The 14,587-nt window shown below is 68.7% G+C and carries 13 protein-coding genes; 3 read left to right on the top strand and 10 right to left on the bottom strand.

The genetic code is table 11. The annotated features are described in order from the left end of the window. Positions 1 to 113: 113 nt before the first annotated feature. The gene (pafA, locus tag ACZ5WE_RS15105; RefSeq protein ID WP_363312689.1) at positions 114 to 1,475 is read right to left on the bottom strand and encodes a Pup--protein ligase; all 1,362 of its coding nucleotides are present in this window, start codon (positions 1,473 to 1,475) and stop codon (positions 114 to 116) included. 9 nt (positions 1,476 to 1,484) lie between these two features. Beyond that, positions 1,485 to 2,744 (bottom strand): MFS transporter, encoded by a 1,260-nt coding sequence (locus tag ACZ5WE_RS15100; RefSeq protein ID WP_467686703.1) that lies wholly within the window; start codon positions 2,742 to 2,744, stop codon positions 1,485 to 1,487. 131 nt (positions 2,745 to 2,875) lie between these two features. Between ACZ5WE_RS15100 and ACZ5WE_RS15095 the strand changes: the two genes are divergently transcribed. Beyond that, positions 2,876 to 3,901, top strand: a complete 1,026-nt coding sequence (locus tag ACZ5WE_RS15095; RefSeq protein WP_467686705.1) for a LacI family DNA-binding transcriptional regulator — start codon at positions 2,876 to 2,878, stop codon at positions 3,899 to 3,901. A 74-nt stretch (positions 3,902 to 3,975) separates the two neighbouring features. Here the strand turns inward: ACZ5WE_RS15095 and prcA are convergent, their stop codons facing one another. The 5 genes from prcA to arc form a co-directional block, all read right to left on the bottom strand. Further along, a complete protein-coding gene (gene prcA, locus ACZ5WE_RS15090) occupies positions 3,976 to 4,749 on the bottom strand; it encodes a proteasome subunit alpha (RefSeq protein ID WP_467686707.1) in 774 nt (257 codons plus the stop codon). 60 nt (positions 4,750 to 4,809) lie between these two features. Then, entirely contained in the window at positions 4,810 to 5,655 is an 846-nt protein-coding gene (gene prcB, locus ACZ5WE_RS15085) for a proteasome subunit beta (protein ID WP_467686709.1), read from the bottom strand. A gap of 221 nt (positions 5,656 to 5,876) precedes the next feature. Beyond that, complete coding sequence (locus tag ACZ5WE_RS15080) at positions 5,877 to 6,095, bottom strand: ubiquitin-like protein Pup (RefSeq protein ID WP_249590985.1); 219 nt, start codon at positions 6,093 to 6,095, stop codon at positions 5,877 to 5,879. Positions 6,096 to 6,219: 124 nt separating this feature from the next. Beyond that, positions 6,220 to 7,731, bottom strand: coding sequence for a depupylase/deamidase Dop (gene dop / locus ACZ5WE_RS15075; RefSeq protein ID WP_467686711.1), 1,512 nt, complete (start codon positions 7,729 to 7,731; stop codon positions 6,220 to 6,222). A gap of 212 nt (positions 7,732 to 7,943) precedes the next feature. Further along, a complete protein-coding gene (gene arc, locus ACZ5WE_RS15070) occupies positions 7,944 to 9,710 on the bottom strand; it encodes a proteasome ATPase (RefSeq protein ID WP_367040202.1) in 1,767 nt (588 codons plus the stop codon). Between the two features lie 254 nt (positions 9,711 to 9,964). Here arc and ACZ5WE_RS15065 point away from each other — a divergent pair, with 254 nt between their 5' ends. Then, entirely contained in the window at positions 9,965 to 10,279 is a 315-nt protein-coding gene (locus ACZ5WE_RS15065) for a ferredoxin (protein WP_467686713.1), read from the top strand. Between the two features lie 79 nt (positions 10,280 to 10,358). Here ACZ5WE_RS15065 and ACZ5WE_RS15060 read toward each other — a convergent pair whose 3' ends face one another. From ACZ5WE_RS15060 to ACZ5WE_RS15050, 3 genes are all read right to left on the bottom strand, one after another. Next, positions 10,359 to 10,943, bottom strand: coding sequence for a hypothetical protein (locus ACZ5WE_RS15060; protein ID WP_467686715.1), 585 nt, complete (start codon positions 10,941 to 10,943; stop codon positions 10,359 to 10,361). A 201-nt stretch (positions 10,944 to 11,144) separates the two neighbouring features. Continuing rightward, positions 11,145 to 12,056, bottom strand: coding sequence for a tRNA (adenine-N1)-methyltransferase (locus ACZ5WE_RS15055; protein ID WP_467686717.1), 912 nt, complete (start codon positions 12,054 to 12,056; stop codon positions 11,145 to 11,147). A 49-nt stretch (positions 12,057 to 12,105) separates the two neighbouring features. Further along, positions 12,106 to 13,575, bottom strand: a complete 1,470-nt coding sequence (locus tag ACZ5WE_RS15050) for a site-2 protease family protein (RefSeq protein ID WP_467686719.1) — start codon at positions 13,573 to 13,575, stop codon at positions 12,106 to 12,108. 130 nt (positions 13,576 to 13,705) lie between these two features. Between ACZ5WE_RS15050 and ACZ5WE_RS15045 the strand changes: the two genes are divergently transcribed. Continuing rightward, the gene (locus ACZ5WE_RS15045; protein WP_467686721.1) at positions 13,706 to 14,587 is read left to right on the top strand and encodes a RecB family exonuclease; all 882 of its coding nucleotides are present in this window, start codon (positions 13,706 to 13,708) and stop codon (positions 14,585 to 14,587) included.

The raw sequence follows: 14,587 nt of genomic DNA, 5'->3' as shown, positions 1-14,587 counted from the left end.
GGTCGATCTTGTCGGTTGGCGTGCGCGCAACTCTACGCATGGAGAAGGGCGCCGTACGTGGAACGTACGGCGCCCCGCGTTGCGTTCCCGCAACGCACCTCCTGTATCAGGGATTACATACCGGCGATCAGTTTCTCCACCCGGTCGTCCACCGACCGGAAGGGGTCCTTGCACAACACGGTGCGCTGTGCCTGGTCGTTGAGCTTCAGGTGCACCCAGTCGACCGTGAAGTCGCGGCGCTGCTCCTGGGCCCTGCGGATGAAGTCGCCGCGCAGCCGCGCGCGGGTGGTCTGCGGCGGCACCGACTTGCCTTCGAAGATCTTCAAGTCGTTGCAGATACGGGCGGCTTGCCCCTTCTTCTCCAGGAGGTAGTACAGCCCGCGACGGCGGTGGATGTCGTGATACGCGAGGTCTATCTGCGCGACCCGCGGATGCGACATGGTCATGTTGTTCTTCGCTCGGTACCGCTCGATGAGCTTGTACTTCATGACCCAGTCGATCTCGGTGCCGATGCGGTCGAGGTCCTCGGCCTCGATCGCGTCGAGCGTGCGGCCCCACAGCTCGAGGACCTGCTCGACCGTGCCCGTGCGGATGCCGCGGCGCTCCACGAAGTCCACGGCCTTCTCGTAGTACTCGCGCTGCACTTCGAGGGCGGAGGCCTCGCGGCCGCTGGCCAGACGCACCTTGCGGCGGCCCGTGATGTCGTGGCTGACCTCGCGGATCGCCCGGATCGGGTTCTCCAGGGTCAGGTCCCGCATCACCGTGCCCGCTTCGATCATGCGCAGGACGAGGTCGGTGGCGCCGACCTTCAGGAGCATGGTCGTCTCGGACATGTTCGAGTCACCGACGATGACGTGCAGCCGGCGGTACCGCTCGGCGTCCGCGTGCGGTTCGTCGCGGGTGTTGATGATCGGCCGGGAGCGGGTGGTCGCGGAGGAGACCCCTTCCCAGATGTGCTCGGCACGCTGACTGACGCAGTACACGGCGCCGCGTGGAGTCTGCAGCACCTTGCCCGCGCCGCAGAGCAGCTGTCGCGTGACGAGGAAGGGAATGAGGATGTCCGCGAGCCGCGAGAACTCCCCGTGCCGGGCCACCAGATAGTTCTCGTGGCAGCCGTAGGAGTTTCCCGCCGAGTCGGTGTTGTTCTTGAAGAGATAGACGTCGCCCGCGATTCCCTCCTCGTGCAGGCGGCGTTCGGCGTCGACGAGCAGGCCTTCCAGAATGCGCTCGCCCGCCTTGTCGTGCGTGACCAGCTCGGTCACGTTGTCACATTCCGGTGTCGCATATTCCGGATGTGACCCGACGTCAAGATAGAGGCGGGCGCCGTTCCGCAGAAAGACGTTGCTGCTGCGGCCCCATGAGACAACACGGCGGAAGAGGTAGCGCGCCACCTCGTCAGGCGACAGACGGCGCTGTCCCCTAAACGTGCACGTGACGCCGTACTCATTCTCCAGCCCGAAAATGCGGCGGTCCATGACTGAACATTACGCCTGATGCCCTGCCCTGAAACCGGGTTCGACGGCACCGTTTCGATCATTTTCCGATGAACCCGCAACAACCGCCGAATCAGCGGGGAGTACGAGCACCCCAGCCGTGGCCAGCAGAACGAGCAGCGCGGCGATCCCCGCGCCCCCCGGGACGGCGAAGCCCCACACGGTCCCGCCCCACTCGACGACAGGACCCGCGGCGGCCGTACCGAGCGACGCGCCGACCGTGAACGTGGTCACGAGCCAGGAGAACGCCTCCGTGACGGTGCCCCGCGGCGCGTGCCGGTCCACGATGATGAACGCGCACGCGAGCGCCGGCGCGAGGAAGACCCCGGCGACCACCATGAGCGCCGTCATCGCGACAGCGCCGGGCACCAGCGTCAACGGCCAATAGCAGAGGGCCAGCAGGGCCACCAGGAGGGTCAGCCGCTTCTCCGGCACACCGGCCCACTGCCGCGCCCCGTACACGGAGCCGCCCACGAGGGCGCCGAGCCCGATCGCGGCCATCATCCAGCCGTACACCGCGTCGCCACCGTGCTCATCGGCGTACGACACACCGGCCACGGTGATGGAGCCGAGCGCCATGCCGATGAAGAGGAACGCACCGAGCAGCGCGATCAGCCCGGGTGAGCGCAGCGCGCCGAGCCAGTGCGCCTCACGGGGCGCCGAGCGCCACGCGCGCGAGGGCTTGGACATCACCACGGAGAGGGCGCCGAGCACGCCGATGAGGTTCACGACGAGCAGCGCGGCCTGCTCCGACCAGAGCGCCACACAGCCGGTGATCAGCAACGGCCCCACGGTGAACATGATTTCCTGGGCGATGGCGTCCATGGCGTACGCCGTGTGCACCTGCTCCTCCTTGCCGAGGACGCTCGGCCACAGCGCGCGCAGCCCGCCCTCCAGGGGCGGTGTGAACAGACCCGCCACGCCCACGGCGACGTACGCGAGGCCGAGCGAATCGGGCCCGGTGAAGGCGAACGCCCCCATGCCGAGCGCGGAGAGCACCGCCGAGGGGAGCTGGATCCGCGGCTGCCCGTAGAGGTCCACCAGGCGGCCGAGCAGCGGCTGCCCCACCGCGTTGGCCACGCCGTACACCGCGGCGAGACCACCGGCCAGGCTGTACGTCCCGCCCTCGGCACGGATGAACAGCACGATCGCGATCGCGGCGGTCGCGTTCGGCAACCGGCCCACCAGCGTGCCCGCGAGCAGCCGACCGGCGTGCTTCGTGCGCAGGATCTCCGCGTATCCGGCAGCCATGCTTTCCCGCCCCTCCGCCCGGCGCCGACGCGCCGAGGTTTTACGTATAACGTCGAGCGTCATACGTACCATGAGCGCTCACCGCGGGTCCATCCCGATCTCCCGCGGGACCGACCCGGGAGGTATCAGAAGTGGCCGGGCCACAGCAGGAGGCCGCAGGGCCGCGCCCCACGAGCCGCGACGTCGCACGCGCCGCCGGGGTGTCCCAGGCCACCGTCTCCCTCGTGTTCGGCGAGAAGTGGCGCGGACGCGTCGCCGAGCGGACCGCCGAGCGCGTCCGGGCCACCGCCCGCCAGCTCGGCTACCGCCCGAACCTCGCCGCCCGCAACCTCCGCCTCGGCCGCACCAGGACGGCGCTCCTGGTCGTCCCCGCCCTCACGAACGAGTTCTTCGCCCGCGTCTACACCGGAGCCGCCCGCGTCGCCACCGAGAACGGCTTCGGCGTCGTCCTCTACCCCTCCCCCGACGGCCTGGGCCCCGCCCGCGACCCCTTCGACTCCAGCCGCGCCGCCCTCGACGGCATCCTCGCCTCCTCCATCGCCTCCGACGCCCTCGCCACCATCCAGGGCGACGAGCTCCCCCTCGTCATGCTCGACAGCGACCCCGCGGGCAGCCTCGGCGCGGCCACCGTCAACCTCGACATCGGCGACGGCATGCGCCAGGCCACCGAGCATCTCCTCGCCCTGGGCCACCGCGACTTCCTGCACCTCGCCGCGGGCGTCGACTCCTGGACCTTCGACGTACGCTCCGATGCCCTCGCGGCGACGCTGAGGGGCACCGACGCGTCCGTACGCACCATCCGGGCACTCCTCACCGTCGAGGACGCCCGCACGGCCACCGAAGCCGCCCTCTCCGCGCCCGGCCCCCGCCCCACCGCACTCGTCTGCGACGACGACATCCTCGCCGCCGGCGCCTGCAAGGCGGCCCGCCGCCTCGGCCTGCGCCTGCCCGATGACCTCTCCGTGACCGGCTTCGACGACCTCACCCTGGCCACCGCCGTGGAACCCGAACTCACCACCGTGCGACTGCCGGCGGAGCAGTTCGGCGAACGCGGCATGACGTCCCTGCTAGCCGTCCTCGACGGCCGCACGCCCCGGGCCGACACCCTCCCCGTCGAGCTGGTGATCCGCGGCTCGACCGCCCCCGCGGCCCGCTAGCCCTCCCCCACACACACGCGGACGCCCCGCACCCCGGCCGCAGGGCCGGGACACGGGGCGTACGACGAGCCGAACTACTCCTCGGAGGACCCGGAGCCGGAGTCCGTCTCCTCCTCGTTGTCGGACTCGGCGTCCGTGGGCGCCGAAGCACCGCCCTCGAGCAGCCGCGCGAGCTGCCGCCCGACGATCCGCTTGAACTTCCGCTGCTGCGGGCGCGTACGGTCGAGCACCGCCACCTCGAGCCGTTCCGCGGGGATCTCCCGCTCACTGCCGTTGGTGTCGCGGGACAGCGACTGCACCGCCAGCTTCAGCGCCTCGGCGAGCGTCATCCCGTCACGATGGCGCTGATCGAGATACGCGCTGATCTGTTCGGCATTGCCGCCGACCGCGACCGAGCCGTGCTCGTCCACGATCGAACCGTCGTGCGGCAGCCGGTAGATCTGGTCGGCATCGGCCGTGGCGCCCACCTCGGCGACGACCAACTCCACCTCGTACGGCTTCTCCGCCTGGCTCGAGAAGATCGTGCCCAGCGTCTGGGCATAGACGTTCGCGAGCCCACGGGCCGTCACATCGTCACGGTCGTACGTGTACCCACGAAGGTCGGCGTACCGCACACCACCGATCCGCAGGTTCTCGTACTCGTTGTACTTGCCGGCGGCCGCGAAGCCGATCCGGTCATAGATCTCGCTGAACTTGTGCAGCGCACGGGACGGGTTCTCGCCGACGAACACGATGCCATCGGCGAACTGCAGCACAACAAGGCTGCGACCACGGGCGATGCCCTTGCGGGCGTATTCCGCCCGGTCGGCCATGGCCTGCTGGGGTGAGACATAGAACGGCGTCGACACCGGCTATCCGTCCCTTTCTGTCAGTGACTGAAACTGAAGTCAGTGGCGAATACGTATCGATCAGAGCAGCGAGGCCCGCGGGCCGTCGGGCTGCTCCAGACGCCGCTCCAGGATCGAGCGGGCGATCTCGGAGGACTCCTCATCTCCCAGCCGCCGGAAACCCTCTTCGGAGATCACAGTGACGATCGGATAGATCCGACGGGCGACGTCCGGGCCACCCGTCGCCGAGTCGTCGTCCGCCGCGTCGTACAACGCCTGCACGACGAGCGTCGTCGCCTCCTGCTCCGTCAGGTCCTTGCGGTAGAGCTTCTTCATCGCACCACGCGCGAAGACCGAACCGGAGCCGGTGGCCGCGAAGCCGTGCTCCTCGGAGCGGCCGCCCGTGACGTCGTAACTGAAGATGCGCCCCTTCTCACGGTCCACGTCATACCCCGCGAAGAGCGGGACAACGGCCAGGCCCTGCATGGCCATTCCCAGGTTCGACCGAATCATCGTCGACAGCCGATTCGCCTTGCCCTCCAGGGAGAGCGTGGCGCCCTCGACCTTCTCGAAGTGCTCGAGCTCCAACTGGAAGAGCTTGACCATCTCCACGGCGAGACCGGCGGTGCCGGCGATGCCGACCGCGGAGTACTCGTCGGCCGGGAAGACCTTCTCGATGTCGCGCTGCGCGATCACATTGCCCATGGTCGCCCGCCGGTCACCGGCGAGCACCACGCCGCCGGGGAACGTCGTCGCCACGATCGTCGTGCCGTGCGGCGCCTCGATCACACCCTGCGTGGGCGGCAACTGCCGGTTGCCCGGCAGGATGTCGGGCTGATGCTCGGACAGAAAGTCCATGAAGGACGAAGAACCAGGCGTCAGGAAGGCAGCCGGTAGACGCCCGGTGCTACGAGTGTTGGCTTCCACGCGTTTCCTTCCAGGTAAGTGACGGCCGGGCGCTGAGCGCCGGGAGCGTGTCCCAACTCGCCGGTGGCCGTATTGCAGTTGAAGCGCAGTACGTCTGAAGGGCAGTACGTCACGGACCCTACCCGCCTCGCGGCGGTGATCCACATGTGCGGTTTCAGGGCGTTGAGGTGCGTGGCCCGGTACCGCGCCACGCACTCCCCGCACCGTGTCCGGCGCGCGCCCTACTGTCCGCCCTTTTGTACGAACGAACGTACGAAGTCCTCGGCATTCTCCTCGAGTACGTCGTCGATCTCGTCCAGGACGGAGTCCACGTCGTCGCTCAGCTTCTCCTGGCGCTCCTTGAGGTCCTCCGAGCCCTGCGCTTCCTCTGTCTGCTCCTCGACCTCCTCGGTGGAACGCGTTGCCTTCTGCTGTCCGCCGCCGGTGTCCTTGGTCGCCATCTACCTCACCCCGCTCGTTAGGTGCGATGTACTTGATCAGACCCTATAAGCCAGGCCTGACATCGGCCCCGTAGTTACTGCAACGTCTGGGGACCACCTCGATGATTCCCACACGCCGGGTCTTTCAGCCTCCGGAGAGCACCCGTACCAGATCCTCTGCCGTGCGGCAGCGGTCAAGGAGCTCCTTGACGTGGTTCCGCGTGCCCCGCAGCGGCTCCAGTGTGGGCACACGCTGGAGGGAGTCGCGGCCCGGGAGGTCGAAGATGACCGAATCCCACGAGGCCGCGGCCACGTCGTCCGCGTACTGCTCCAGGCACCGGCCGCGGAAGTACGCGCGTGTGTCCTCCGGCGGCTTGGTCTGGGCACGCTCGACCTGTGGCTCCTGAAGGAGGCGCTTCATCTTGCCGCGGGCCGCCAGACGGTTGTACAGGCCCTTGTCGGGCCGTACGTCCGCGTACTGAAGGTCGACGAGGTGCAGTCGTGCCGCGTCCCAGTCGAGGCTGTCACGGCGGCGGTAGCCCTCCATGAGTTCTCGCTTGGCGACCCAGTCGAGCTCTCCGGAGAGGCTCATCGGATCGCTCTCCAGGCGGCCCAGGACGTCTTCCCAGCGGGCGAGGACGTCCTTGGTCTGCTCGTCGGCGTCGGAGCCGTACCGCTCCTCCACGTATTTGCGGGCCAGCTCGAAGTACTCCATCTGGAGCTGTACTGCGGTGAGTGTCCGCCCGCTACGGAGCGTGATCAGCCGCTTAAGTGTCGGGTCGTGGGAGACGTGGTGGAGGGTGCGCACGGGCTGGTCGACGGCGAGATCCACCGCGATGAAGCCGTCCTCGATCATGGCGAGGACCAGGGATGTCGTGCCCAGCTTGAGATACGTCGAGATCTCGGAGAGGTTCGCGTCGCCGATGATGACGTGCAGGCGGCGGTACTTCTCGGCGTCGGAGTGCGGCTCGTCCCTGGTGTTGATGATGGGCCGCTTGAGGGTCGTCTCCAGGCCCACCTCGACCTCGAAGTAGTCGGAGCGCTGGCTGAGCTGGAAGCCGTGCTCGTGGCCGTCCTGGCCGATGCCGACGCGTCCCGCGCCGGTGACGACCTGGCGGGAGACGAAGAACGGCGTCAGGTGGCGCACGATGTCCGAGAAGGGGGTTTCCCGCTTCATCAGGTAGTTCTCGTGCGTGCCGTAGGAGGCGCCCTTGTTGTCGGTGTTGTTCTTGTAGAGGTGGATCGGCTGGGCCCCGGGCAGCTGTGCGGCCCGCTCGGCCGCCTCCGCCATGATGCGCTCGCCGGCCTTGTCCCACAGGACGGCGTCCCAGGGGTTGGTGACTTCGGGTGAGCTGTACTCGGGGTGCGCGTGGTCCACGTAGAGGCGTGCCCCGTTGGTGAGGATCACGTTGGCGAGGCCGATGTCCTCGTCGGTGAGCTGACTGGAATCGGCGGTCTCACGGGCGAGGTCGAAGCCCCGCGCGTCCCGCAGGGGATTCTCCTCCTCGAAGTCCCAGCGGGCGCGTCGCGCCCGGTGCATCGCCGCGGCGTAGGCGTTGACGATCTGGGACGAGGTGAGCATGGCATTGGCGTTCGGGTGGCCGGGGACGGAGATGCCGTACTCCGTCTCGATGCCCATTACTCGCCGTACGGTCATGCGGCCCTCCTTGCCCGGCGGCGCTCCCCTTCGGGAACGGCGCTCAAGTACCGCTGGTTCTCCGGTGCGTGTGCGGTGCCCGTCCCCGCACTGCGCGCTCGGCGGTACCGAAGAGCCTAGAGCGCCTTTGCGCTGGTGGGGAGATCATTGCCTTCATTGAAAAACAGACAGCTGCGGGTACCCACGAAGGACACCCGCAGCCGCCCTGCCTTCTACAGGTACTGACCGGTGTTGGCCACCGTGTCGATGGAGCGTCCGGTGTCCGCGCCCTGCTTTCCGGTGACGAGCGTACGGATGTACACGATCCGTTCGCCCTTCTTGCCGGAGATGCGGGCCCAGTCGTCCGGGTTGGTGGTGTTGGGCAGGTCCTCGTTCTCCTTGAACTCGTCGATGCAAGCCTGGAGGAGGTGAGAGACCCTGATGCCCTTCTGGTCGGCGTCGAGGAAGGCCTTGATGGCCATCTTCTTGGCGCGTCCGACGATGTTCTCGATCATGGCGCCGGAGTTGAAGTCCTTGAAGTACAGGACTTCCTTGTCGCCGTTGGCGTACGTCACCTCGAGGAAGCGGTTCTCCTCGGACTCCGCGTACATCTGCTCCACGACGGACTGGATCATGCCGTCCACGGTGGTGCGCCGGTCGGCGCTGTGTTCGGCGAGGTCGTCCGCGTGCAGCGGGAGCCGCTCGGTGAGGTACTTGGCGAAGATGTCCTTCGCCGCCTGGGCGTCCGGGCGCTCGATCTTGATCTTCACGTCGAGTCGTCCCGGCCGCAGGATCGCGGGGTCGATCATGTCCTCACGGTTCGAGGCACCGATGACGATGACGTTCTCCAGGCCTTCCACGCCGTCGATCTCGGCGAGCAGCTGGGGGACGATGGTGTTCTCCACGTCCGAGCTGACTCCGGATCCGCGGGTGCGGAAGAGGGATTCCATCTCGTCGAAGAAGACGATGACGGGGGTGCCCTCGCTCGCCTTCTCCCTCGCACGCTGGAAGACCAGGCGGATGTGACGCTCGGTCTCGCCGACGTACTTGTTGAGGAGTTCGGGTCCCTTGATGTTGAGGAAGAAGCTCTTCCCCGCGGCCGCTCCGGTCACCTCGGCGACCTTCTTGGCAAGGGAGTTGGCGACGGCCTTCGCGATCAGCGTCTTGCCGCAGCCGGGGGGCCCGTACAGCAGGACGCCCTTGGGCGGCCGCAGTTCGTGCTCCCTGAAGAGGTCCGGGTAGAGGTAGGGCAGTTCGACCGCGTCGCGGATCAGCTCGATCTGGTTGCCCAGGCCGCCGATCTGCTCGTAGCCGATGTCCGGTACCTCTTCGAGGACGAGCTCTTCGACCTCGCTCTTGGGGACCACTTCGTAGACGTAGCCGGAGCGGGGTTCGAGCAGGAGTGCGTCTCCGGGGCGGATGGTGACGTCGAGGAGTGGTTCGGCGAGCCGGACCACCCGCTCCTCGTCGGTGTGCCCGACCACCAGGGCGCGCTCGCCGTCCTCGAGGATCTCCTTGAGGGTGACGATGTCTCCCACGCTCTCGTACTCCATGGCCTCGACCACGTTGAGCGCTTCGTTGAGCATGACTTCCTGGCCACGCCTGAGCTCTTCGAGCTCCACGCTGGGGCTGACGTTCACCCGGAGCTTGCGGCCCCCGGTGAAGATGTCAGCGGTGCCGTCCTCGTTCGCCACGAGGAAGACTCCGAAGCCGGCCGGCGGCTGCGCGAGCCGGTCGACTTCCTCCTTGAGGGCCACGATCTGGTCGCGGGCCTCACGGAGCGTGTTGGCGAGCCGCTCGTTCTGTGCGGATACGCCGGCCAGGTTGGTCTGCAGCTCGACGATCCGCTCTTCGAGAATCCTCGTATGCCGCGGAGAGTCGGCGAGCTTGCGTCGCAGGACGGCGATTTCCTGCTCGAGATAGGCAACCTGACCGGCGGGGTCCTCAGACCCTCGCCCCGGCCGGATGCCGCGGTTGATGTCGTCGTCGTGGGCTGCCACGGTCCTCACCTCCTCCAAGGGGAGCTGGACGCTTCCAGACCCTACCTGGGTGGGTGTCGATTGAAACCCCTAGATCACAAAGACGGTAGAGGTGTGTCCGATCTTCACCCTTGCGCTCTCCCTCACGTCAGGTCATTACCCACCCAACAACATCGGAAAGCGGGCGGTTGTATCGTCGAAGCGTTCAACACCCGTCAGGGCTGGCCCGACTTGCTGTCAAGCGGGCTCACTCGGCGTGACGATCGGCAGGAGAGATGACCGTGGGAGACGAGGCCGGTACCGGCTCCGAGAGCCGTGATCCGCTGGAGGTCTGGATCGACCAGGACCTCTGCACTGGCGACGGCATCTGCGCGCAGTACGCGCCTGAGGTCTTCGAGCTGGATATCGACGGCCTGGCCTATGTGAAGAGCGGCGAGGACGAGCTGTTGCAGGCTCCGGGCGCCACAACGCCCGTTCCGTTGCCGCTTCTGCGTGACGTGGTCGACTCGGCGAAGGAGTGTCCGGGCGACTGCATTCATGTGCGCCGCGTTTCGGACAGGGTCGAGGTCTACGGGCCCGACGCGGCCTGAGGCCGCGAACTGACGCATGCACAAGGGCCTGTGCCCGCCGCTGTACGGCGGGCACAGGCCCTTTTTCGTGCCTCTGCGGTCACACGCTGTGTGCCCCGGCCGGGGCGGAGCGCGCGAACGTGCCGTCTTTCCATTGCCACTTGGCCTCGTCCTGGAGGTCGGGGCAGCAGCTGGGCACGTTCGGCGACGAGTACCCGAGGAGCGTGGCGGTGATCACACCGTCACGTACGGCGAAGTCGCTGACGTTCTGGCGGTCCTTCGGGTCGACGAGGGTGGCGACGACGCGGGGCTTGCCCTCCGTGGGGCGCGTGACGACGTAGACGCCGTCGGGGGGCGTGCCCGATCCGGCGGCGCAGTGCACCACGGCGACGGTCTCCGGTCTGCCGTCCCCGTCGAGGTCCCCGGAAGCCTTCTTCTTGACCACGGGTTTCACGTTGCCGCAGGTGAGGGGGTAGGTGACGGTGGCCGGGTCCGGGGCGAGCGCGGGCGCGGGCGCGGCCGCGGCCTTGCCGGCGGGCTTGGAGCTCGGCTGGGCCGCGTTCGCGGGGTCCGGCTGCAGGAAGGACGAGCCGGCGATGACGGCTGCGAGCGCGGCCGCGGTGGCCAGCCAGTGGATGGGGCGGGTGGTGTTGTGTGCCAGTTCCGGGACGGCGGGGTGCTGCACTAGGAGTGTCTCCTGTGAGGGCTGTGCCGGTGGGGGAGGTGGCCAGCATCGTGCCATACCTCACAGTGGGGCGGAACACCGGGGTCGACGGCAGCCATGAACGGAAAGGCGCCGCCGCCGAGTTCCCCGGTCTTGGGGGGAACTCGGCGGCGGCGCCTGTGCGTTCAGCGGTTGTACGGGGTGCCGGCGGTGCCGGGGCGGTCAGCGCTCCGCGCGGGGTGTGCCGCCGTCGGCGTTCGGGCCGGTGTAGTCGTCGCCGTAGGCGCCCTTGGAGGGGCGGCGGCGGCGCATGGGCGGCTCGACGCCGTCCGCGAGGCGGCGGGCGGTGAGCAGGAAGCCGGTGTGGCCGATCATGCGGTGGTCGGGGCGGACGGCCAGGCCCTCGACGTGCCAGTTGCGGATCATCGATTCCCAGGCGGTCGGTTCGTTGAAACCGCCGATCTCGCGGATGGACTCGACGGTCCTCGCGAGCTGGGTGGTGGTCGCGACGTAGCAGCAGAGGATGCCGCCGGGGACGAGCGCCTTGGAGACGACGTCCAGGCACTCCCAGGGGGCGAGCATGTCCAGGATCACGCGGTCGACGTCGGTGTCGCTCAGGTTGTCCTGGAGGTCACCGACGGTGAGCTGCCAGGCCGGGTGCGGGGCGCCGAAGTAGCGCTCCACGTTCTGCTGGGCGATCTCGGCGAAGTCCTCGCGGCGCTCGTAGGAGTGCAGCATTCCGTCGTCGCCGATGGCGCGCAGGAGGAAGCTGCTGAGCGAGCCGGAGCCCACACCCGCCTCGACGACGCGCGCGCCGGGGAAGATGTCCGCGAAGGCCAGGATCTGCCCCGCGTCCTTGGGGTAGACCACGGCGGCGCCGCGGGGCATGGACAGGACGTAGTCGGGGAGCAGGGGGCGCAGCGCGAGGTAGGCGACGTTTCCCGTGGTGCGGACAACGCTGCCCTCGGGAGCACCGATCAGCTCGTCGTGGGGGAAGGAACCCTTGTGGGTGTGGAAGTTCTTCCCGGCCTCGAGCGTGAACGTGTAGTGGCGGCCCTTGGGGTCGGTCAGCTGAACCTGGTCCCCGACCTTGAAGGGCCCGCGTCGGCGGGCGGCACCGGTCGGTTCGGACATGTGAACAGCCTACCGGCCCGTTCGGAGGCCAAGGACCAGGGTGGCGGCGTCAGCTGGGGCGGGCCATCGCCTTGACGAAGGCACGCTCCACGTCGGCGGCGGACAGCACTCCGTAGATCTCGCCGGATGCCTCGACCACGAGGTACTCGGTGGCGGGCGTCGCCCGGAGGGTGTCGAGGAGTTCCTCACCGGCGAGCTCGGCGGAGATCCGCATGCCTTCGGTGATGTCCTGGGCGAGGCCGCTGACGGTCACCCAGGGGCGGCGGTGCTCGGGCACGCCGACGATGGCCGCTTCGCGGACCACCGACATCGGGTCACCGTCGGCGTCGACGACGACGAGGGCGCGGGCCCCGGCGTCGTTCGCGCGGCGCAGTGCTTCGGAGAGCGGGGTGCCTGACTCGACAGGCACGGCACGCCGGGTCAGGGCGCGGGCGCGGAGCTCGGGCAGGTGTTCGCGCAGGCGGGCCATGCGGAGGCTGTTTCCGGCGCCGGTCCAGATGATGGCGGCGAGGATCGCGGCAAGGAGGGCATCCATGACGGTGTCCATGCCGCCGATGTCCTGGGACTCGCCGCCGAGCGCGCCGGACTGGTTGAGGAGGGGCAGACCGATCAGGACGGAGATGGCGAGCGCGCGGCCGACCCAGGCGGCGGCGATGGTGCCGCTCATGGGCTTGCCGGTGATCTTCCAGACGACGGCGCGGAGCATGCGGCCGCCGTCCAGGGGCAGGCCCGGCAGGAGGTTGAAGGCGGCGACGATGAGGTTGGAGATCATCAGTCCCGCGAGCAGGACGCCGGGCACGGTGCCGGGCTCGACGAGGCGCATGGCCCCGTAGAAGACGCCGGAGAGGACCAGGGAGAGCAGCGGGCCCACGAAGGCGAGGACGAACTCGCGTCCGGGGGTCTCGGACTCCTTCTCGATCTCCGAGACACCGCCGAAGAACTGCAGCTGGATCCGGCGCACCGGCAGCTTGTAGCGCAGGGCGACGACGGTGTGCGCCAGTTCGTGGACGAGCACGGAGGCGTAGAAGGCGACGGCGAAGAAGAGCGAGACGAGGTAGCGGGCGGCGCCCAGTTCGGGCAGGACGCGGTCGAGCTGGCCGCCGAAGACCCAGGTGATGAGGGCGGCGACGAGGAACCAGCTGGGTGCCACGTATACGGGCACGCCGAAGGGGCGTCCCATCAGGAGACCTCCCCCGGGGCTCTTCTTGTCCTGGGGGGGCGTGGCCTTCGGGCCGGGGCCGTGGGTGGCGTGTGCGAAGTCGGGGTGGGTGTCGCGCGGGGCCTTCGGTGTCTTCCCGGGCGTGTCGTGCGGCGTCTTGGTGAAGCGGTCGGCGGGTCGCGGGGGTTCGGCCGCGGGGGGCGGTTCTTCCTCGGGGGCCTGCCGGGGTTCCTCTTCGCGTGCCTGGGGCCGGGCGGTGTCGTCAGTGCTCTGCGTGCCCTCGGAGCCTTCTTCGGCACCCGGTCGCCGACCGTCCGTGCCGTCGGATAGCGGCCTGCCGCTCCCGCCGCTCTCGTCCACGATGTCCCCTCGTTCGATCAGCGTCCCTCGCCCCTGTCCGGCGCGGTACACGCTCGATCATGCAGGGCGAGAGGGTCTGTCGTCGATGGTATGCGGCCGTTGTCAGTGGCGGGCCGTAGGGTCTGTCCTCATGGAAACCAGCACCGACGGTGTCGTGACGGCCGTGCGTCCGGCGTCCCTGTCGCCCTCGCGCGCCAGTGACTTCATGCAGTGTCCGCTGCTCTACCGGTTCCGGGTGATCGACAAGCTGCCGGAGAAGCCGAGTGAGGCGGCGACCCGCGGCACGCTGGTGCACGCCGTCCTGGAGCGGCTTTTCGACGCGCCCGCCGGTGAGAGGACGGCGACGAGCGCCAAGTCGCTGATCCCGGGGCAGTGGGACCGACTGCGCGAGGCCAAGCCCGAGCTGACGGAGCTGTTCGCCGGCGATGAGCGGGGTGAGCGGCTCGCGCGCTGGCTGGCGGACGCGGAGAAGCTCGTCGAGCGGTGGTTCACTCTTGAGGACCCCACTCGCCTGGAGCCGGCCGAGCGCGAGCTGTTCGTGCAGGCGGAGCTGGACTCGGGCCTGAAGCTGCGCGGCATCATCGACCGCGTGGACGTGGCGCCCACCGGCGAGGTCCGGATCGTCGACTACAAGACGGGCAAGGCCCCGCGTCCCGAGTATTCCGAGGGCGCGCTCTTCCAGATGAAGTTCTACGCCCTGGTGGTGTGGCGCCTGAAGGGTGTGGTTCCGCGCCGCCTCCAGCTCGTCTATCTGGGCAGCGGCGACGTCATCACGTACGACCCCAGGATCGAGGATCTGGAGCAGGTCGAGCGGAAGCTGCACGCGTTGTGGGAGGCGATCACGCTCGCCACCGAGTCGGGTGACTGGCGGCCGAGGCCGACGAAGCTCTGCGGCTGGTGCGACCACCAGGCCGTATGTCCGGAATTCGGCGGGACTCCCCCGCCCTACCCCCTTGCGGTGAGGGTGCCCGAGTCCGAAGAGGACGCGCAGGGCAGAATGGCCCCGGGCTAG

The organism is Streptomyces sp. NPDC033180 (assembly GCF_055577645.1).
Note: the sequence above shows the minus strand (reverse complement) of the source record. Positions and strands in the feature narration are given on the sequence as shown.